This is a genomic window from Micromonospora sp. Utrum1 (assembly GCF_057197805.1).
Genome location: NZ_CM170071.1, coordinates 4103436 through 4120970 on the forward strand (window position 1 = coordinate 4103436; position 17535 = coordinate 4120970).

The following is a 17535-nucleotide window of genomic DNA, read 5'->3' on the forward strand; positions in this document are numbered from 1 at the left end:
CTCACCTCGCCGGGGTCGGCGGCAGCGGCAGCGGCAGCCCGGGCAGCCCGTCGATGCTGCTGGCCACGTGCTCCTTGCCGGCGAAGTACGCGCTCGCGTCGTCCTCCCGGGCGAACCGCCGCCCGTGCAGGTCCCGGTCGGCCTCGTAGGTCATCAGCGGCACGGCGTAGCCGCAGGTGTCGCGGATCAGCTCGGCGCGGACCACGACGATCGCCCGCAGCCCGTGCGGGTCCGGGTCGATGTCCGGGAAGTGCCGCAGCAGCTCCGGCCACCGCGGGTCGTCGCGGAACACCGGCTCGCCCCGCCCGTGCACGCGGACGATGTTCGGCGGGCCGGTGAAGGCGCACCACATCAGCGTGATGCGGCCGTTCTCCCGCAGGTGCGCGACGGTCTCGGCGTTGCTGCCGGCGAAGTCCAGGTAGGCGACGGTCAGCTCGTCGAGCACGGCGAAGGAGCCGCGCAGGCCCTTGGGGGAGAGGTTGATGGTGCCGTCGCCGGACAGGGGAGCGGTAGCCGTGAAGAACATCGGCTGCGCCTCGATGAAGCTCCGCAGCCGGCCGTCGATGCGCTCGTACGTCTTACCCACGCCCTGATCATGCTCCGCGGAGGTCACCTTCCGCTCTCCCGTCCCAGCTCGTGGCCGGTGGGCCGGCGGCGCGACCGCGCCGTCAGCCGGTGCGGGAGCCGAGCCGGGCCAGGGCGGACGCCAGATCGCTGACCTGGTCGGCGAGCTGACCGGCCCGCCGCTGGGCGCCGTCGCGGTCGGCCTCGGCCGCGGCCAGCCGTGCGGTCAGCTCGGCCAGCCGGGCCTCGACGGCGGCGGCGGCCTGCCGCGCGGCCTCCAGGTCGGCGGCGAGGGCGTCCCGCTCGGCGGCCCGGGCCGCCAGCTCCTCCCGGGCGGCCGTGGCCGCCGCGACGGCCTCCGCCCGGCCGGCCTCGGCCCGGTCCCGGGCGACCTGCGCCTCCTGCCCGATCCGCCGCGCCTCCGCGGCCTCCGCGCGGGCCTGCTCGGCCGCCGCCTGGCCGGTCTGCCGCGCCTCGGCGGCCTCCGCGCGGGCCGTCTCGACCTCGGCGCGGGCCCGGTCGGCCTCGGCGCGCAGCCGCTCGGCCCGCTCCAGCGCCTCGCCGGCCGAGCGGGTGGCCCGCTCGGCGTCGGCCCGGGCGGCGTCCCGCTCGGCGGTCAGGTCGGTGACCCGCCGGCGCTCGCCGTCGCGTTCGGCCCGCACGGTACGCAGCTCGTGGCGGGCGGCGTCGCGGTCCCGCTCGGCCTGCACCCGCAGCGCCTGCGCGGCGCCGGCCTCCCCGCGGGCCTCGTCCCGGGCCGCCTCGGCGTGCCGGGCCCGGTCGGTGGCCGCGACGGACTCCGCCTCGGCCCGATCGGCCCGCTCCCGGGCGGCGTCGCGTTCGGCCAGCGCCGCCCGGACCTCCTGGCGGGCCCGGGCGGCGACCGCGGCGGCGTCCTCGGCGTCCCGGCGGGCCTCGTCCCGTTCGGTGTGCGCCGCCGCCACCTGGGCGGCCGTCTCGGCGCGGACCTCGGCGAGCTGCCGCTCCACCCCGGCCGGGGAAAGCTCGGCGTGCAGCGCGTCGGTGAGGGTCTCCACGATCTGGTCGAGCCGGTCCACCGCCTCCCAGGTGCGGGCCACCTGCCCGGGCAGGCCGGGGGCGTTGCGGTGGCGCATCCGGGAGTTGCGCGACGCCCGCTGGCAGGCGCCGTCGTTGTCCCGGCAGTACCGGAAGGGCCGGCCGGCGCCGGCGCGCTGCGGCACGTCCCGTCCACAGTGGGCGCAGGGGCGGGTCTCGGGGGCGGGCTCGGCGTCCATCGGCGGCGAAGTCTAGTTGCCGCGGGTCACGACGGCGCCGACGGCCCGGTGCGAACGACGGTCTGGTCGCCGTGCGGCCCGACCCGTCAGTCGGCAACCTCGCGGCCGGCGTCGGCGCGGGCCGCGCGGTCGAGGGTGTAGCGGCGTTGCAGCAGCACCGCGACCACCATCACGGCGGCGGGCAGCAGGCCGAAGCCGTACCGGATCGCCGCCAGCGCGCCCGGCGACTGGGTGACCGTCTGCCCGGCGGCGGAGGCCACGAAGCCCCCGGCGGCCAGGCAGAGCGCGTAGGCGTAGGGGCCGAGCGCCGCGCCGGTGGCCTCGGTGGCGGTCCACACGCCGGTGTACGTGCCGGCCCCGTCGGTGTCGGCGGCGCGGATCACGTCGGGCAGCATCGAGAAGGGCAGCAGCTGCATCCCGGCGAACGCCACCCCGAGCACCGCCACCGCGGCGACCAGCACCGGCAGCCCGGCCGGACGGCCGACGGCCAGCACCAACGCGCCGCCGGCGAAGGCCAGCTGCCCGGCGAGCAGCGCCCGCTGCTTGCCGAACCGCCGGGCCACCGCCAGCCAGGCCGGGGTCACCAGCAGCGCCGGCGCGACGAACGCGGCGACCAGCACCGTGGTGAGCTTCGGGCGGCCCAGCTCGTACTCGGCGTAGTAGGGCACCCCGGCCAGCACCAGGTGAGTGGTGGTCGACATGGCCAGGTACGCGCCGACCAGCCAGCGGAACTGCCGGTCGCGCAGGCTCGCCGCCAGGGCCCGCCACCCGCCCGGCGGGTGCGGCGGGGCCGGCACGGCCGCGGCCCGGCGCAGCCGGTCGATCCCGGCGACGCCGATCGCCATGGCGGCGAGCATCCCGAACGCGAGCAGCGCCGCCATCCGCAGGTAACCGCCGCGGGTGGCGTCGTCGCCGCCGGCCAGCAGCGGCGCGAGCAGCCCGGAGACCAGGATGCCGAGGGTGAGCACCACCATCCGGAAGGCCATCAGCCGGGTCCGCTCGTGATAGCCGATCCGCAGGTCCGCCGGGGTGGCCAGGTAGGGCACCTGGTACGCGGCGAAGAGCAGGTTCCCGGCGACGAAGAACAGCGCGACCCAGGCCGCTGCGGCCGGGCCGCTCAGCCCGCCGGGCACCGCGAACAGCGCGGCGAACGCCGGCGGCAGGGCGCAGCCGGTCAGCAGCAGCCGCCGCCGGTGGCCGCGGCGGGCCTGCTCGACGTCGCAGCGGTATCCGATCCAGGGGTGCAGCAGCACGTCGGCGACCTTCGGCAGCAGCAGGCTCAGGCCCGCCAGCCACGGGGCGACCGCGAGGACGTCGGTGAGGAAGTAGAGCAGCAGCAGTCCGGGCACGGTGACCCAGACGCCCATGCCGAGCGAGCCGGCGGCGAAGCCGACCAGCGGGCCGCGCGGCAGGGTGGCGGCGGCCCGCCGCCGCTGGTCGAGCCCGGTCATCGCCGCCTCCTCCTGAGGCACGCCGCCCCAATCCAACGGATGCTGGATTGTAGGGGGAACAATGGCGGGATGACCATGCCCCGCCGCCGACCGGGCCGGCCCCGCCGCGACGACCAGCGACCCACCCGCGACCTGGTGCTCGCCGCCGCCACCGCGCTCTTCGCCGAGCGTGGCTTCGACGCGGTGAGCCTGCGCGACGTCGCCGCCGCGGCGGGCGTCGACGTGGCCACCGTCGCCCACCACACGGGTACGAAGGCGCAGCTCTACGACGCCTGCTTCGCCCGGGTCTTCGCCGCCGAGCGGGAGGTCATCGAGGCGGCCGGTGAGCGCACCCGGGCGGCCCTGGCGGCCGGGCCCACCGACGCGCTGCGCGCGCTGCGCGCGCTGCACGACCTGGTCGACGTGTTCGTCGACTTCCTCGAGGACCGGCCGGAGACCACCGCGCTGTGGCTGCGCCGCTGGCTGGAGCCGCACCGGCACGCCGGACTCGACCAGCGGTACGCGGCCCCGCTCTACGCGCTGGTCGAGGAGTTGCTCGCCGCCGCCGCGGCGGGCGGCGCCCTGGTCGAGCCGGCCCCGCACGTCACCGTGCGCAGCCTGGTCTGGGCGGTGCACGGGCACGTGGTGGCCCTCGCCGCGCAGCACGGCTCCGGCGCCCGGGAGCGGCGCGAGTTCCGGGCCTTCGTGCACCGCTTCCTCGACGGGCTGTACCCGCCGGCCACCCCTTGACGGGCCGCCGCCCACCGGGGATTATCCAGCGGTCGTTGGATTTAGGAGGCGGGCATGACGGCAGGGCCCAGGGTGGCGGTCATCGGCGCCGGCGCGGCCGGACTGGCCACCCTCAAGGCGCTCGCCGACGCCGGCGTGCCGGCGGTCGCGTTCGAGACCGCCGACACGGTCGGCGGCCTCTGGGTGTACGGGTCGCCCGGCTCGCCGGCGTACCGGACGCTGCACCTGAACACCAGCAAGGGGCGCACCCAGTTCGCCGACCACCCGATGCCGGCGCACTGGCCCGACTACCCGGACCACACCCGCATCGCCGGCTACCTCGCCGACTACGCCGACCGGTTCGGGCTGCACGACGCCGTGCGGCTGCAGCACACCGTCGAGCGGGTCACCCCGGCGGCGGCGGGCGGCTGGACCGTGCACGCCACCGGACCGGACGGGCCGGTCCACCTCGACGTCGAGGCGGTGGTGGTGGCCAACGGGCACAACCGGGTGCCGAAGCGGCCCGACCCGTACCCGGGCGGGTGCACCGCCGAGCAGGTGCACAGCCACGACTACCGGGGCCCGGAGCAGCTCACCGGCCGGCGGGTGCTGGTGGTCGGGGGCGGCAACTCCGCCATGGACATCGCCGTCGACGCCTCGTACGCCGCCTCGCGCACCCTGCTGTCGCTGCGCCGCGGGGTCTGGGTGGTGCCGAAGTACCTGCTCGGTCGCCCCTCCGACACCCTCAACGGGGCGCTCGCCCGCCGGCTGCCCTGGCGGCTGCGGCAGCGGATCAGCCAGACCATGCTCACCGCCACCGTCGGCCCACCCGCCCGGTACGGGCTGCCCGCTCCCGCGCACGGCTTCCTCCAGGACCACCCCACCCTCTCCGACGGGCTGCTGTCCCGGCTCACCCACGGCGACATCCAGGCCCGTCCCGGCATCGCCCGGTTCGCCGGTAACCGGGTCGAGTTCACCGACGGCCGCGCCGACGAGGTGGACCTGGTGATCTGGTGCACCGGCTACCGGGTGGAGGTCCCCCTTCCTCGACCCCGGGCTGCTCGGCGACGGCGCCGACCGGCTACCCCTCTACCGGCACGTGTTCCACCTGGACGCCCCCGGTCTGGCCTTCGTCGGGCTCACGCAGTCCACCGGCGCGGCGTTCCCGCTGGTCGAGGCGCAGGCCCGGCTGGTCACCGGCTGGCTCGCCGGCACCTGGGCCCCGCCGGACCGGGCCCGGCAGGCCGCCGTCTGCCGCGCCGAACTGCGGGCCGCCACCACCCGGTGGGGGCAGCGCCGGCCGCACATGCGGGTCGACTTCGACGCGTACCTGACCGAGCTGCAGCGGGAGCTGACCGCCGGGCGGCGTCGCGCGCAGGTGCGACGGTGAGCGGGCTGGCCGGGCGGCGGGTGCTGGTCACCGGCGCGCGGGGCACCTTCGGGCGGCACCTGTGCGCCGCGCTGACCGCCGCGGGCGCCCGCGTCGTCGGGCTGGACCTGCACCCGGACGAGGGCGGCGAGGTGCCGGTGCTCGGCTGCGACCTGACCGACCCGGCCGCCGTGCCGGCCGCGGTGGCCGCCGCCGTGGACCGGCTCGGCGGCCTGGACCTGCTGGTCAACAACGCCGGCGTCGGCGGACCCGCCCCGGCCGAGCTGCCCCCCGACGAGGTGGTCCGCCGGCAACTGGAGGTCAACCTGCTCGCCGCCTGGCGCACCACGGCGGCGGCGCTGCCCGCCCTGGAGGCGACCCGCGGCCGGGTGGTCTTCGTCGCCAGCCGGATGGCCGTGCTGCCGCTGCCCCTCGCGGCCGCGTACGGGGTGAGCAAGCGGGCCCTCGTCGCGTACGCCGACGCGCTGCGCCACGAGGTCGGCACCCACGTCGGGGTCAGCGTCGTCTACCCGAGCATGGTCGCCTCGCCGATCCACGACAGCACCGCCGAGGCCGGGCTGTCGCTGAACGGGGTGTCCCGGCTGGAACCCGTCGAGGGGGTCGTCGCGGCGATCCTGCGCGCCGCCACCGCCCGCCGGGCGCCCCGGGACGTGGCCACCACCGGACGGGGCCGGCTGGAGCTGGCCCTGGCCCGCCACGCTCCCGCGCTGGCCGACCGGCTGGTGCGCCGTACCGTCGCCGGGCGGTTGGCCGCCGGCGACCTGGACGGTGCGCCGCTGGCCGCCGGCATGCTCCGGCGGCACCGGGAGGCCCGCCGGTAGGGTGCCGCCATGCCTGTCTCGCCCTACATCGCGCGGATGCGCCAGCACATCGGATCCGACCTGCTGATGCTGTACGGGGTCAGCGCGGTGGTGACCGACGAGGCCGGGCGGGTGCTGCTGGCCCGCCGCGGTGACAACGGCCGCTGGTCGGTGCCGGCCGGCACGGTCGACCCCGGCGAGCAGCCCGCCGACGCGCTGATCCGCGAGGTCCGCGAGGAGACCGGCGTCGAGATCGAGATCGAGCGGATCGGCGGGGTGGCCACCCATCCGGTCGTCTACCCCAACGGGGACGCCTGCGAGTTCCTCAACGTGTGGTTCCGTTGCCGGGCGATCGGGGGCACCGCCACCGCCGACGGTGACGAATCCCTCGCGGTCGGCTGGTTCGCCCCGGACGAGCTGCCCGAGCTGGACGACTGGTCCCACCTGCGGATCGGCACCGCGCTGCGCGAGGACCCCCAGCCCTGGTACGCCGCACCGGGTGAACGCCACCCGGCGCTCACCCGGCCCGACAACCTCTGATCGGGCAGCCCGGCGTACGGGTCAGGGGGCGGCGACGGCGGCGCGCGAGCGGTCGGCGGCGATCCGGATCGCGAGCCCGGCCAGCACGGTGCCCATCACGTAGCGCTGGGCCCGCGCCCAGGCGGGCCGCCGGGTGAGGAACGCCGACACCGTGCCGGCGGTGAGCACGATCAACCCGTTCACGGTCAGCGCGATGCCGATCTGGGTCAGCCCCAGCAGCAGGCTCTGCACCGCCACGTGCCCGCGCGCCGGGTCGACGAACTGCGGCAGCAGCGACACGTAGAGGATGGCGATCTTCGGGTTCAGCAGGTTGGTGACCAGGCCCATGGTGAACAGCCGCCGCGGGCGGTCCGGCGGCAGCGGCGCCGGGGTGAACGCCGACCGCCCGCCCGGGCGCAGGGTCCGCCAGGCCAGCCACAGCAGGTACGCCGCGCCGCCCAGCTTCACCGCCGTGTACAGCGGTGGGACCAGCACGAAGACCGTGGCGATGCCGGCCACCGCGGCGGCCAGGTAGACCAGGAAGCCGACGGCCACGCCGAGCAGCGACACGAGCCCGGCTCGCCGCCCCTGGGTGACCGACCGGGACACCAGGTAGACCATGTTCGGGCCGGGCGTGAGCACCAGACCCAACGCCACCAGGGCGATCCCCACCAGCGCGCCGACCGTGACCATGCGTCCTCCCCGCCGTCCGTCCTGCCCGGACCCTACGCGGGCGGTACGACGCCGCCAGGGCGGGCTCGCCGGACGGCGGCGTGACGGGCGACACTACCGGGATGCCGATCGTGCTCCACGCCCCCGCCACCTCCTCCGCCCCCGGCCTGCTGCTGCGACCGTGGCGCGACGACGACGCCGAGGCGCTGCTGGCCGCATACCGGGACCCGGTGCTGCGCTCGTGGACCAGCTACCCGGTGACCACCCGGGCCGAGGCCCGCGCGTTCCTGCGCCGCAGCCGGCAGGGCTGGGCGGCCGACCGCCGGTTCAGCTTCGCGGTGCTGGAGCCCACGACCGAGGGGGAGCGGCTGGTGGCCAACGTGGTGCTCAAGGAGGTCATCCCGGGACGGCCGGCCGCCGAGGTGGGCTACTGGACGGCCGCGTCGGCCCGAGGACGCGGGGTCGCGCCGCGGGCCGTGGCGGCGGTCACCGGCTGGGCCTCCGCCCGGTTCGCCGCGGGCGGCCTGACCCGCCTGGAACTGCTGCACCAGGTGGACAACCCGGCGTCCTGCCGGGTGGCGGAGAAGAGCGGGTACGTCTTCGCGGAGGTGCTGCCGGCCCGGCCGCCGTTCCCGCGCGACGGTCACCGGCACGTCCGCCTGCTGCCCTGAACCCTGACGTCGGCCGGCAGGCTGCTCAGCGCTCGGGTCCCTCGGTGCCCGGTCCGGTCACCGGCGCCGGGCCGAGCAGGCGCAGCAGCAGCCGGGGTTCGCCCGGCCAGGCGTCGAGCAGCACCTGCCGGGGCACCTGCCGTCCGGCGTAGCGCAGCGCGAGCGCCACCACCACGATGTCGTCGAGCGGGCCGATGACCGGCAGGAACTCCGGGATCAGGTCGATCGGGCTGGCCAGCCAGAGCCCGGCGAACACGATGGCGACTTTGGCCCGGCGCGGCACCCGGGGGTCGCGGCGCAGCCGCCGCACCGTGGTCAGGCAGTCGGGGATGAAGGCGGCCAGATCACGCAGGATGCCCGGCGGCAGCCGCCGGGCCAGCAGCACCAGCAGCGCCCAGCTGGCCAGCAGGCAGGCCACCGCGACCCCGAGGCCGATGAGCCAGTCGCGCACGCCGGTGATCCTTCCCGCCCGGGGGGTACGGGCCGCCCGCCGGCCCACCAGCACGGTACGCCGCGCCACCGCGGACCGCCGGACGGGAACAGCCAGGTCCCGTCGGGCGCTGAACCAGGTCGTTGACCGGCGGATACGGTGGGTACGGGAGGTGACGGCGGTGACGACAGCCTGGGAGGCCGCGGTCGAGGCGCAGATCCGCTCGGCCCAGGAGCGCGGTGAGTTCGACAACCTGCCGGGGGCGGGCAAGCCGATCCCGGGTCGGGACCTGCCCTACGACGAGGGCTGGTGGATCCGGAGCTTCCTGGAGCGCGAGCAGCTCCCTGGCGACCTGCTCCTGCCCACCCCGCTGCAACTGCGCCGCCGCATCGAGAAGCTCCCCGAGGAGGTCCGCGACCTGCCCACCGAGGAGTCGGTGCGGGGGTACGTGGCCGCCCTGAACGCGGAGGTCGTGGCCTGGCTGCGCACCCCCACCGGCCCGCGCGTGGCGGTCCGCCCGGCCAACGCCGACGAGGTGGTCCGCGACTGGCGGGCCGCCCGGGAGCGGGCCGCAGCCGAGCGAGTGGCCCGGGCGGCGAGCCCGGAGCACGTCCCCGCCGCGCCGGCCCGCCGCCGGTGGTGGCCCTGGCGACGGCGCTGAGCAGCAGCGCGGGCAGCGCCGCCAGCAGCGTGCACCCGAGCACCCACCAGAACGTCGCCCCGAACGCGGCGGCCCGCCCGGCCCCGTCGGCCTGGCCCGCGAGCTGCCGTTGGAGCACCACGGCCAGCACCGCCCCGCCGAGCTGCTGGAAGATCCGGATGGCGCTTGGCGGAGAACGCCGACAGGGCGGCGTACGCCGACGTGGTGTCGGAGTACGCCGCCCTGATCGGGGGCGAGCTGTGCTGGCGGCTACTTCGGGTCGCGGTTGAACTTCGACGTCGCCCAGAAGTAGCCGAGCACCGCGAGGCCCAGGCACCAGGCGACCGCGAGCCACCCGTTGTGGCCGATCCCGCTGCCGAGCAGCAGACCGCGCAGGGTCTCGATGGCGGGCGTGAACGGCTGGTACTCGGCGACCGGCTGGAGCCAGCCGGGCATGGCGTCGACCGGGACGAAGGCGCTGGACAGGAGCGGCAGCAGGATCAGCGGCATCGCGTTGTTGCTGGCGGCCTCGGCGTTCGGGCTGACCAGGCCCATGCCGACCGCGATCCAGGTGAGCGCCATGGCGAAGAGCACGAGCAGCCCGAACGCCGCGAGCCACTCCAGGACACCGGCATCCGTGGAGCGGAAGCCGATGGCCACGGCGACGGCGCCCACGAGGACCACGCTCAGGACCGACTGCAGCACGCTGCCGACCACGTGCCCGACGAGCACCGAGCCGCGGTGGATCGCCATCGTGCGGAAGCGGGCGATGATGCCCTCGGTCATGTCGGTGGAGACGGACACCGCCGTCCCGATCACGGTGCTGCCGATGGTCATCAGCAGCAGGCCCGGGACGAGGTACGCGACGTACTCGGAGCGATCCGCACCGCCGATGCCCGCGCTCATCGTGTCGCCGAAGACGTAGACGAAGAGCAACAGCAGCATGATCGGGGTCAGCAGCAGGTTCAGGGTGAGGGACGGATAGCGCCGGGCGTGCAGGAGGTTGCGGCGCAGCATCGTGGACGAGTCGCGGACGGCGAGGGAGAGGGAGCTCATCGGACGGCCTCCTTGGCCTGGTGGGGGACGCGGGCGCCGCCGGTTAGGGCGAAGAACACGTCGTCGAGGTCGGGGGTGTGCACGGTGAGGGCGTCGGCGTGCACGTCGGCGGCGTCCAGCCGGTCGAGGATCGCGCGCAGTTCGCGCTGGGTGCCGTCGCTGGGGACCCGCAGGGTCAGCGCCTGGTCGTCGCGCACGGTCTCGCCCAGCGCGCCGGCGGCCCGCTCGTACGCCGCGGGGTCCTCGAAGCGCAGCTGGACGTGTCCGCCGGGGACGAGCCGCTTGAGCTCCTCGGCGGTGCCCTCGGCGGCGATCTTCCCGTCGTTGAGCACGGCGATCCGGTCGGCGAGCTGGTCGGCCTCCTCCAGGTACTGGGTGGTGAGGAAGACGGTGACGCCGTCGGAGACGAGCTCGCGGATGATCTGCCACATGTTGTGGCGGCTGCGGGGGTCGAGGCCGGTGGTCGGTTCGTCGAGGAAGATGATCCGCGGGTTGCCGACCAGGGTCATGGCGAGGTCGAGGCGGCGCTTCATGCCGCCGGAGTAGGTGGAGGCGGGCTTCTTCGCGGCGTCGGTGAGGTCGAAGCGCTCCAGCAGCTCGGCGGCGGTGCGCTGGCCGTCGCGCTTGGACAGGTGGTGCAGGTCGGCCATGAGGAGCATGTTCTCCTCGCCGGTGATCAGGCCGTCGACGGCGGAGAACTGGCCGGTGACGCCGATCGCGGCGCGTACCGCCTGCGGGTCGGCGGCGAGGTCGTGGCCGCCGACGCGGATGTCCCCGGAGGCGCGGTCGGGGGAGATGAGGGTGGAGAGGATCTTGACGGCGGTGGTCTTGCCGGCGCCGTTCGGGCCGAGCAGGGAGAAGATCGTTCCTTCGGGGACGGCCAGGTCGACGCCGTCGAGCACGATCTTGTCGCCGTAGGACTTGCGCAGCCCGTTCGCCGCGATGGCCAGGTTGGTCATGATGGGTGCTCCTCAGAGGCTGCGGGCGACGATGTCGCCGTGGGAGGTGGTGGCGCGGATGTCGAGGTCGGCGGCGCCGTCGTTCTTGAGGGCGTTGCTGACGCGGCCGTAGCCGGTGCCCGCGTCCAGGGCGGCCGAGACGCCGCCGGCGGCGCCGACCGAGATGTCGCCGAGCTGGGTTCGGAGCACCACCGTGCCGCGCACGGCCTCGGTGATCCGGATGTCGCCCCGTGCGGTGCTGATCTCCGCGGGGCCGTTGAGCCGGCCGACCTCGACGTCGCCGTCGATCGCGGTGAGGCGGACGCTCGCGGCCTCGTCGATCTTGATCTGGCGGTACGCGCCTTCGAAGACGACGTCGCCGAGGCGGCCGACGCCGCGGAGCTCGGAGCTGGCGGCCTTGCCCGCGACGCTGGAGCCGGCGGGCAGCTGGACGGTGACCTCCAGGGATCCGGAGGGGCCGAAGAGCTGGTTCTTCGCCTCGGTGGTGTGGATCCGCAGGACGCCGTCGGCGTATTCGACCCTGGTCTGCTCGGCCGTCTTCACGTCGCGGCCCTTCGAGGCGTCCGCGGGCAGGATCTCGACCATGGTGTCGGCCCGGTCGGCGGCGATGAACTGGACGCGCCCCGCGGGGATGTCCAGGACGGCGGAGATCGGGGCGGGGGTGTCGAACTTCTGCATCACGCTCTCCTGTGCTCGTTGTTTCTGACACCGGAAACGCTACGTTGCGTTCACAAGTCGAGCAACACCCTTGTTGCATGTGGGATGCGTCAGCCCAGGTAGAGGCCGGATAATCGTTGCAACGGGTCCAGTTTCAATGCAACGGGAGCCGAGTCGGCTCGTTGCATTGGATCGGGAATGAACGCTATGCTGGCGGCACCAAGCAAGCGTGAGGGGAGATCGGGGTGCCGGGAGGCAGGCTCACCCAGCAGGAACGCCAGCAGATCGCGCTGGGGCTGGCCGACGGGCTCGCCTACGCGGAGATCGCGAGACGTCTCGACCGCCCCACCTCGACCGTCACGCGCGAGGTGATGCGCAACGGCGGCCCCACCGCCTACCGCCCGGACCTGGCCCACCGCGCCACGGAACAGCGCGCTCACCGGCGCAGGCAGGCCGCTCCCCGAGGTCCGCAGGCGACTCCGCAGGCCGACGGACGCGACGCCGAGGCCGTGCGCGAGTACGAGGAGACGCTCACCACCCTCTTCATGCAACAGGGCCTGCCCAAGATGATGTCCAGGGTGCTGACCTGCCTCTACACCACCGACGCGGGCAGCCTCACCGCGTCCGAACTCGTCCAGCGCCTCCAGGTCAGCCCGGCATCCATCTCCAAAGCGGTCGCGTTCCTCGAACGCCAGGGCCTCATCCGCCGGGAACGCGACGAACGCCGACGCGAGCGCTACGTCGTCGACAACGACGTCTGGTACCAGGGGATGGTCGCGGCCGCCCGTTCCAACATCCAGCTCGCCGAGACCGCACGGCAGGGCGTCAGAATCCTCGGACCCGACACCCCGGCCGCCGCCCGCCTCGAGAACATCGCCCGCTTCGTCGACTTCGTCACCGAGAGCCTCACCCGCGCCGTGGAGCAGGCCCGCGAGATCCTCTACATGAAGCCCGAAGCGACCTCGGGCGGCACTGCCCCGCCAAGCTCAGATCAAGGGTAGACAGCCGCCCTGCTGGCCGAATCCGGTTGAACGCAGGAGGAACACTCCGTCAGAGAGCAGCACCGTGTCCACGGGAGCGGTCGTCACGGGCGCCTGTCACAGCCGCCGGACGCGCAGCACGCAGGTCAGCATCGGGAGGGTGAACTCGCCGTCCGCGGTCTCCGGTCTGCTGGCGAGGAAGGCGCGGATCCGGCTGAGCGTGGCCTCGCGTTCCTGTTCCGGCATGACCAGCATTCCCGCCCTCGTCGCCAGTGTCGCAATGAGAGAGCCGGCGGTGCGGCGCTGCCCGTGCGGGAACTCGGCCTGCTCCGGCGAGCCGAACCGGGCGGCTGCGCCAGTCTTCGGAAGGTGCGCGTCGGCCGTCTCGGCGCGCCAACTGGTGGGCGTGTCACGCGGGCCGATGGCCGCGCTCCCGCTGACCCGCGCCAGCCCGGCGACCCAGTCGACCCGGTCGTCCATGACGTTCCACAGGCCGGCGAGGATTCCGCCGGGTGCCACGACCCTGGCGATCTCGGGGCCCGCGACGGCCATGTCGAACCAGTGCATGGCGTTACCGGCCAGCACGGCATCGACGGACGCGTCCGGCAGCGGTATCGCCTCGGCGCTACCCGGCAGTGCAGCGACGTCCGGCAGTGCGCGGCGCAGCTCGGTCAGCATCGCCGGGTCAGGCTCGACCGCGGTGACGTCGGCGCCCACCGAGACCAGCGTGGCGGTGAGCTTGCCGGTTCCGGCGCCGAGGTCCAGCACCCGCGAGCCGGGCGCCGGCTCGAGCGCCCAGCGCACCGCGGCCTGCGCATAGTCCGGACGGTGCTCGGCGTATGCGGTCGCCGCCGCCCCGAACGACGAGGCGTGAAGGAGCCGTTCGTCCCGTTCCACGCGAACACCGTATCGCCTTGGCGTTGGACGACGAACGTCACGACCTGGGGTGCCGGGTAAGGATGCAGCCGGGCAGCCCGGGTGGCCCGCCCGGCTGCGTCCCCGCTAATCGCCGGCGACCACCGTGAAGGTGAATCCGGCGCTCGTCCGACGGCGCAGCGGAATGTCGCACTTGATCCGGCGCAGTACCTCCTGCCTGCTGAGGCCGAGCCCGTGCGCAATGAGCCGATCCGGGCGCACCGGCACCGGATCCTCGAAGACGACGTCCACCCGGACCGGCCACGCCTCGTCGAGCCGTACCGACGGGGCGTCCAGCCGCCAAGCCCCCGTCCAGTCCAGAGCGAAGCGGCTGCGCCGGGCCAGCAACGGATCCAACAGCCTGGACGCCACCAGTTCCGGATCGTTGACGTGGTAGCCGTGGAGCTCGGCCGGATCGAAGTAGCTGACCGGCGCTCGCTCGTGCACGGTGAGCTTGCTCGTCCGGTCGCAGGATACGCAGCGGACCAGCAGCCACACGTCCAGCAGCTTGCCGTTGGCGTTGACGCGGAACCTGCCCTCGCCGGTGGTGGCCGACCCCGACCGGCAGTCCACGCACCCCAACGACAGGAGAGGCAGCCTGGTCCGACGGACGATCCAGGGCAGCACGATATGAGGTTGTGAAGACATGATCTCTCTAGACCTGATCTCTCTAGACCTGACACGAGGCCGATTACGCGCGGCCTCGAACGCTGTATGACCGGGCGCCCGAGGGCAGCCCGGCAGAGCCGACGGGAGCGTCGGCTACCGGTGAGCGCGAGAAGGTGTCAGGTCTAGAGAGCAGGCGGGGTCACGCGGTTTTGTCCTCTGTCCTCACTGGGATGGGCCTGAGGGCAAGCTACGGGAACGCGAAAGCAAGGCTCAATTCATTTTCGGTTGCTCAGGCGAACTCAGTTGGCGGGCTTGCCGAACCAGCGGGAGAGGCGCCCGTCCAGGTCCTGCTGATCGTCCCCGACCCAGGCGACGTGGCCGTCGGGGCGTAGCAGGACGCACGGAACATCCAGTACCGCAGTGGGATCCGCGAGGTAATCGACCCGGTCCGACCAGCCGCCGACGGTCAGGCGATCGGTGCGATCCAGCAGCAGGCCGCGGCCGCGATGCAGCAGACCGTAGAGGTGGCCCTGTTTCACGTCGATGTCGCGCAGGCGGCGGCCGAGCAGGTCGGGGCCCGCGCCGAAGTCGTAGCGGATGCCGATCGCGGTGATCTTCTCGATCAGATGGCGGTTCACCTCGTCGAAGTCCATCAGTTCGGTGAGCAGCCTGCGCACGGCCTGCGGGCCCGGTTCGGGGGACAGCAGCTCCATCTGGGCGCGGGTGTTGTCCAGCACGTCCTCGGCGACCGGACGACGTTCGGCCTGGTAGGTGTCCAGCAGTGTTTCCGGCGCCCAGCCGCGGATCTGTGCGGCCAGTTTCCAGCCGAGGTTGAATGCGTCCTGAACGCCCAGGTTGAGGCCCTGTCCGCCGATGGGTGGATGGATGTGTGCCGCATCGCCGGCCAGCAGCACCCGCCCGAGCCGATAACGTTCGGCCAGCCGTGTGGCATCCCCGAAGCGGGACAACCAGCGCGGGGAGTGCACGCCGAAATCGGTTCCGGCGATGGTGCGCAACTGTTGTTTGAAATCCTCGAGGGTGGGCGGTTCCGCGCGATCGCTGACACCCGCGTTGGGGACTACGACGCGATAGACCCCAACGCCTGCGGGCCCGAAGCTGAATCGCCTGTCGGTCTCGCGGATTTCGGCCACCTTGGCGGCGATCTCCTCCAGCGGCACTCCCACTTCCATCTCGCCCATCAGCGTCTCGGTCCGCGAGGGCTCGCCGGGGAAGCCGACGCCGAGCAGTTTGCGCACCATACTGCGCCCGCCGTCGCAGCCGACGAGATACCGCGAACGCAGCTGTTCTCCGTCGGCCAGATCGACGGTCACACCCTCGTCGTCCTGCGCGAAGCCTGCCACCGCACAACCGTGCCGGACCTGCGCGCCCAGTGCGATCGCATGTTCTTCGAGCAGGTGGACGATGACCGGCTGCGGGATGCCCAGCAGATAGGCGTACGCGGAATCCAGGCCCTCGGGCGCGGGTTTGTCGATGGCAGCGAAGAAGCCGGCGGCCGGACGCTGTCTGCCGCGTTCGCGAATGCGCTCCAGCAGCCCGCGCATTGCCATCAGCTCGATACTGCGAATGTGCAGACCGACTATGCGGACGAACGACACGGGCTCGGTTTCCTTCTCCAGGACGAGTACCCGCACATCGTGCAGCCGCAGTTCGGCGGCCAGCATCGCACCGGTCGGCCCGCACCCGGCGATGATCACGTCGAACATGCGGGGCGTGCGATCGGTGCCGGAGGCCGGCGAGGGAAGTCCGGGGACGTCGACCACGGCGGAGTCGCGCTCGACCGTCTCGGTCGATGACGGCTCGGCGGTGAACTGCAGAGAGTGCATAGGTGTTGCCTTTCGGGAGTGCCCTGTTGGCGAGGCGCTCCCGGCGACACCTACGTCAATCGCCCGACCGTGACGGGAAGGGGGAGCACCCACATCGATACAGCGTTCATGGGTCTCACCTCCTCGGGCGGTGTCGCGGTCCGCTGCAAGCTACAAGCCCGAGCAGCATCCCGTCCAGTCCTTTCCAGCCGCGTGATCACGACTCCGAACGGGCCCGTGCGCGGTAGTGCTGTTCAGGTTGCAGACCTTGACACCGTCCGCAGCGTGGCCCGATTACCGGATTACCAGTTATGAAAATCCGGTAATCGGTTCGGACAAATGGGACAGAACGGCATTACATCATAATGACAGTTCCTGTGCGTAACGACTTAGGTTGGTGTATCTGGCCCGTGCGGCCCCAACCTGCCTACGCGTGATAGCCAGCCCTCGCCTCGGCCACCTCAGCGGCACGGCGCTCCCGCCACCGCCTCTGCGCCTCGCTGTTGCAGCGCCGACAGACCTTCCGGAGACGGCCGGTGGCGGGCTCCACCTCACGGTCATGCCCGTTGCGGCACTGCGGCTGCTGCCTGCGCTGCCGACAGTTCTCGGCATGGCTGAGTTGACGGAGGTGGGTCGGCTCGATGCAGTCGGGGACATTGCACACGTGATGTACCTCTAGGTCAGGGCGGTAGCCGCCGACGAACACCGCGTAGGCAGCGACATGGGCCCACGCCCGCCCTCCGACCTTCTGGTGCACGCCGCGCCGGCTGCCGTAGCCGCGCACGATCAGGCAGCCAGTCGGCAGCCGTTCCGACCGCGCGAGCAGGTACGCCTTGAGTGACTCTTCAGTGAAATGCCGGGAGAGGCCGGCCACCTGCGACAGCACCCCGCGAGCATATGGACACGTGCCGACAAGAACTGCCTGCTGGCCGGTTCACTGGCCCAGGCGGCAGTGCGGGAGCGAGTTCGACGGCGTCCGGCGGGCCCCGGCGTCGTTGTCGGCCAGCGCGACGTCGAGGAACGCGCCGACCCCGACCTGGGTGGCGTCGGCGAGCCGGGCGACGAGCAGCAGTCGCCGCCGCAGCGCCTCCGGCTCACCGGCCCCGGACTCCGCCGACCGCCGGCCGCTCGGGTGCAGCGACGCCCGGCCGCGTCGGGTCCCCCGGGCGGCGGTCTCGCCGTCGTCGAGCTGCGCGGCCAGCAGCGGCCAGACGTCCTGGCCGTCCGGGTCGAGTTCCTCGATGAGCAGGCCGGCGGTGTCCCCGAGGACGTGGTACGTCCACGGGTGGGGCAGCCGTGACAGCCGGTCGACCGCGGCGTCGACGCCCGCCAGGTCCGACTCTTCGGCCGCCCGCACTCCGGCCACCACCGCGTTCCACAGTTCCTGTTCCGCCGGGCTCGGCGGGTGCCACATCGCCATCTACGCTCCGCTTCT

Annotated in this window: 19 protein-coding genes; 6 read left to right on the top strand and 13 right to left on the bottom strand. The window is 73.5% G+C overall.

Features of this window, described 5'->3' with window-relative positions; all coding sequences use genetic code 11:
• Position 1: 1 nt before the first annotated feature.
• The 3 genes from AC0OLQ_RS19280 to AC0OLQ_RS19290 all read right to left on the bottom strand — a co-directional run bounded on the left by AC0OLQ_RS19280 (position 2) and on the right by AC0OLQ_RS19290 (position 3271).
• The gene (locus AC0OLQ_RS19280; protein WP_484527363.1) at positions 2-586 is read right to left on the bottom strand and encodes a pyridoxamine 5'-phosphate oxidase family protein; all 585 of its coding nucleotides are present in this window, start codon (positions 584-586) and stop codon (positions 2-4) included.
• Positions 587-668: 82 nt separating this feature from the next.
• Positions 669-1820, bottom strand: coding sequence for a hypothetical protein (locus AC0OLQ_RS19285; protein ID WP_484527364.1), 1152 nt, complete (start codon positions 1818-1820; stop codon positions 669-671).
• An 86-nt stretch (positions 1821-1906) separates the two neighbouring features.
• On the bottom strand, positions 1907-3271 hold the full coding sequence (locus AC0OLQ_RS19290) for an MFS transporter (RefSeq protein ID WP_484527365.1): 1365 nt from the start codon (positions 3269-3271) through the stop codon (positions 1907-1909).
• Positions 3272-3346: 75 nt separating this feature from the next.
• On the opposite strand from AC0OLQ_RS19290, the gene AC0OLQ_RS19295 reads away from it, so the two are divergent.
• The 3 genes from AC0OLQ_RS19295 to AC0OLQ_RS19305 are packed head-to-tail and all read left to right on the top strand — an operon-like array spanning position 3347 to position 6709.
• Entirely contained in the window at positions 3347-4000 is a 654-nt protein-coding gene (locus tag AC0OLQ_RS19295) for a TetR/AcrR family transcriptional regulator (RefSeq protein ID WP_484532388.1), read from the top strand.
• A gap of 54 nt (positions 4001-4054) precedes the next feature.
• Positions 4055-6190: an SDR family NAD(P)-dependent oxidoreductase gene (locus AC0OLQ_RS19300; protein WP_484527366.1), complete on the top strand. Its 2136-nt coding sequence runs from the start codon at positions 4055-4057 to the stop codon at positions 6188-6190.
• A 9-nt stretch (positions 6191-6199) separates the two neighbouring features.
• Positions 6200-6709: an NUDIX hydrolase gene (locus tag AC0OLQ_RS19305; protein WP_484527367.1), complete on the top strand. Its 510-nt coding sequence runs from the start codon at positions 6200-6202 to the stop codon at positions 6707-6709.
• Positions 6710-6730: 21 nt separating this feature from the next.
• Here AC0OLQ_RS19305 and AC0OLQ_RS19310 read toward each other — a convergent pair whose 3' ends face one another.
• Positions 6731-7381, bottom strand: a complete 651-nt coding sequence (locus AC0OLQ_RS19310) for a LysE family translocator (protein ID WP_484527368.1) — start codon at positions 7379-7381, stop codon at positions 6731-6733.
• 101 nt (positions 7382-7482) lie between these two features.
• Between AC0OLQ_RS19310 and AC0OLQ_RS19315 the strand changes: the two genes are divergently transcribed.
• Positions 7483-8031, top strand: coding sequence for a GNAT family N-acetyltransferase (locus tag AC0OLQ_RS19315; protein ID WP_484527369.1), 549 nt, complete (start codon positions 7483-7485; stop codon positions 8029-8031).
• Between the two features lie 25 nt (positions 8032-8056).
• Here AC0OLQ_RS19315 and AC0OLQ_RS19320 read toward each other — a convergent pair whose 3' ends face one another.
• Entirely contained in the window at positions 8057-8482 is a 426-nt protein-coding gene (locus AC0OLQ_RS19320; protein ID WP_484527370.1) for a YkvA family protein, read from the bottom strand.
• 160 nt (positions 8483-8642) lie between these two features.
• Between AC0OLQ_RS19320 and AC0OLQ_RS19325 the strand changes: the two genes are divergently transcribed.
• Entirely contained in the window at positions 8643-9122 is a 480-nt protein-coding gene (locus AC0OLQ_RS19325) for a DnaJ family domain-containing protein (protein WP_484527371.1), read from the top strand.
• 249 nt (positions 9123-9371) lie between these two features.
• Here AC0OLQ_RS19325 and AC0OLQ_RS19330 read toward each other — a convergent pair whose 3' ends face one another.
• The 3 genes from AC0OLQ_RS19330 to AC0OLQ_RS19340 are packed head-to-tail and all read right to left on the bottom strand — an operon-like array spanning position 9372 to position 11794.
• Positions 9372-10157 carry an ABC transporter permease gene (locus AC0OLQ_RS19330; RefSeq protein WP_484527372.1) on the bottom strand — a complete coding sequence of 262 codons (786 nt, stop codon included), beginning with the start codon at positions 10155-10157 and terminating at the stop codon, positions 9372-9374.
• Entirely contained in the window at positions 10154-11116 is a 963-nt protein-coding gene (locus AC0OLQ_RS19335; protein WP_484527373.1) for an ATP-binding cassette domain-containing protein, read from the bottom strand. The genes AC0OLQ_RS19330 and AC0OLQ_RS19335 overlap by 4 nt, the downstream gene beginning before the upstream one ends.
• 12 nt (positions 11117-11128) lie before the next feature.
• Entirely contained in the window at positions 11129-11794 is a 666-nt protein-coding gene (locus tag AC0OLQ_RS19340) for a DUF4097 family beta strand repeat-containing protein (RefSeq protein ID WP_484527374.1), read from the bottom strand.
• Between the two features lie 224 nt (positions 11795-12018).
• Here AC0OLQ_RS19340 and AC0OLQ_RS19345 point away from each other — a divergent pair, with 224 nt between their 5' ends.
• Entirely contained in the window at positions 12019-12774 is a 756-nt protein-coding gene (locus tag AC0OLQ_RS19345; protein ID WP_484527375.1) for a GbsR/MarR family transcriptional regulator, read from the top strand.
• A 96-nt stretch (positions 12775-12870) separates the two neighbouring features.
• Here the strand turns inward: AC0OLQ_RS19345 and AC0OLQ_RS19350 are convergent, their stop codons facing one another.
• The 5 genes from AC0OLQ_RS19350 to AC0OLQ_RS19370 form a co-directional block, all read right to left on the bottom strand.
• Positions 12871-13650: a class I SAM-dependent methyltransferase gene (locus AC0OLQ_RS19350; RefSeq protein WP_484527376.1), complete on the bottom strand. Its 780-nt coding sequence runs from the start codon at positions 13648-13650 to the stop codon at positions 12871-12873.
• Positions 13651-13755: 105 nt separating this feature from the next.
• Positions 13756-14241, bottom strand: coding sequence for a DUF1062 domain-containing protein (locus AC0OLQ_RS19355; protein ID WP_484527377.1), 486 nt, complete (start codon positions 14239-14241; stop codon positions 13756-13758).
• A 335-nt stretch (positions 14242-14576) separates the two neighbouring features.
• Complete coding sequence (rox, locus tag AC0OLQ_RS19360; RefSeq protein ID WP_484532389.1) at positions 14577-16001, bottom strand: rifampin monooxygenase; 1425 nt, start codon at positions 15999-16001, stop codon at positions 14577-14579.
• Positions 16002-16527: 526 nt separating this feature from the next.
• Entirely contained in the window at positions 16528-16986 is a 459-nt protein-coding gene (locus tag AC0OLQ_RS19365; RefSeq protein WP_357342031.1) for an HNH endonuclease, read from the bottom strand.
• Positions 16987-17034: 48 nt separating this feature from the next.
• Positions 17035-17520: a hypothetical protein gene (locus AC0OLQ_RS19370; RefSeq protein ID WP_484527378.1), complete on the bottom strand. Its 486-nt coding sequence runs from the start codon at positions 17518-17520 to the stop codon at positions 17035-17037.
• Positions 17521-17535: the final 15 nt, after the last annotated feature.

Excerpts from the sequence above, each read along its gene's own strand:
- AC0OLQ_RS19285 (WP_484527364.1), bottom strand. The coding sequence starts at position 1,820 with ATGGACGCCGAGCCCGCCCCCGAGACCCGCCCCTGCGCCCACTGTGGA.
- AC0OLQ_RS19290 (WP_484527365.1), bottom strand. The coding sequence starts at position 3,271 with ATGACCGGGCTCGACCAGCGGCGGCGGGCCGCCGCCACCCTGCCGCGC.
- AC0OLQ_RS19295 (WP_484532388.1), top strand. The coding sequence starts at position 3,347 with ATGCCCCGCCGCCGACCGGGCCGGCCCCGCCGCGACGACCAGCGACCC.
- AC0OLQ_RS19300 (WP_484527366.1), top strand. The coding sequence starts at position 4,055 with ATGACGGCAGGGCCCAGGGTGGCGGTCATCGGCGCCGGCGCGGCCGGA.
- AC0OLQ_RS19305 (WP_484527367.1), top strand. The coding sequence starts at position 6,200 with ATGCCTGTCTCGCCCTACATCGCGCGGATGCGCCAGCACATCGGATCC.
- AC0OLQ_RS19310 (WP_484527368.1), bottom strand. The coding sequence starts at position 7,381 with ATGGTCACGGTCGGCGCGCTGGTGGGGATCGCCCTGGTGGCGTTGGGT.
- AC0OLQ_RS19315 (WP_484527369.1), top strand. The coding sequence starts at position 7,483 with ATGCCGATCGTGCTCCACGCCCCCGCCACCTCCTCCGCCCCCGGCCTG.
- AC0OLQ_RS19330 (WP_484527372.1), bottom strand. The coding sequence starts at position 10,157 with ATGAGCTCCCTCTCCCTCGCCGTCCGCGACTCGTCCACGATGCTGCGC.
- AC0OLQ_RS19335 (WP_484527373.1), bottom strand. The coding sequence starts at position 11,116 with ATGACCAACCTGGCCATCGCGGCGAACGGGCTGCGCAAGTCCTACGGC.
- AC0OLQ_RS19340 (WP_484527374.1), bottom strand. The coding sequence starts at position 11,794 with ATGCAGAAGTTCGACACCCCCGCCCCGATCTCCGCCGTCCTGGACATC.
- rox (WP_484532389.1), bottom strand. The coding sequence starts at position 16,001 with ATGTTCGACGTGATCATCGCCGGGTGCGGGCCGACCGGTGCGATGCTG.
- AC0OLQ_RS19370 (WP_484527378.1), bottom strand. The coding sequence starts at position 17,520 with ATGGCGATGTGGCACCCGCCGAGCCCGGCGGAACAGGAACTGTGGAAC.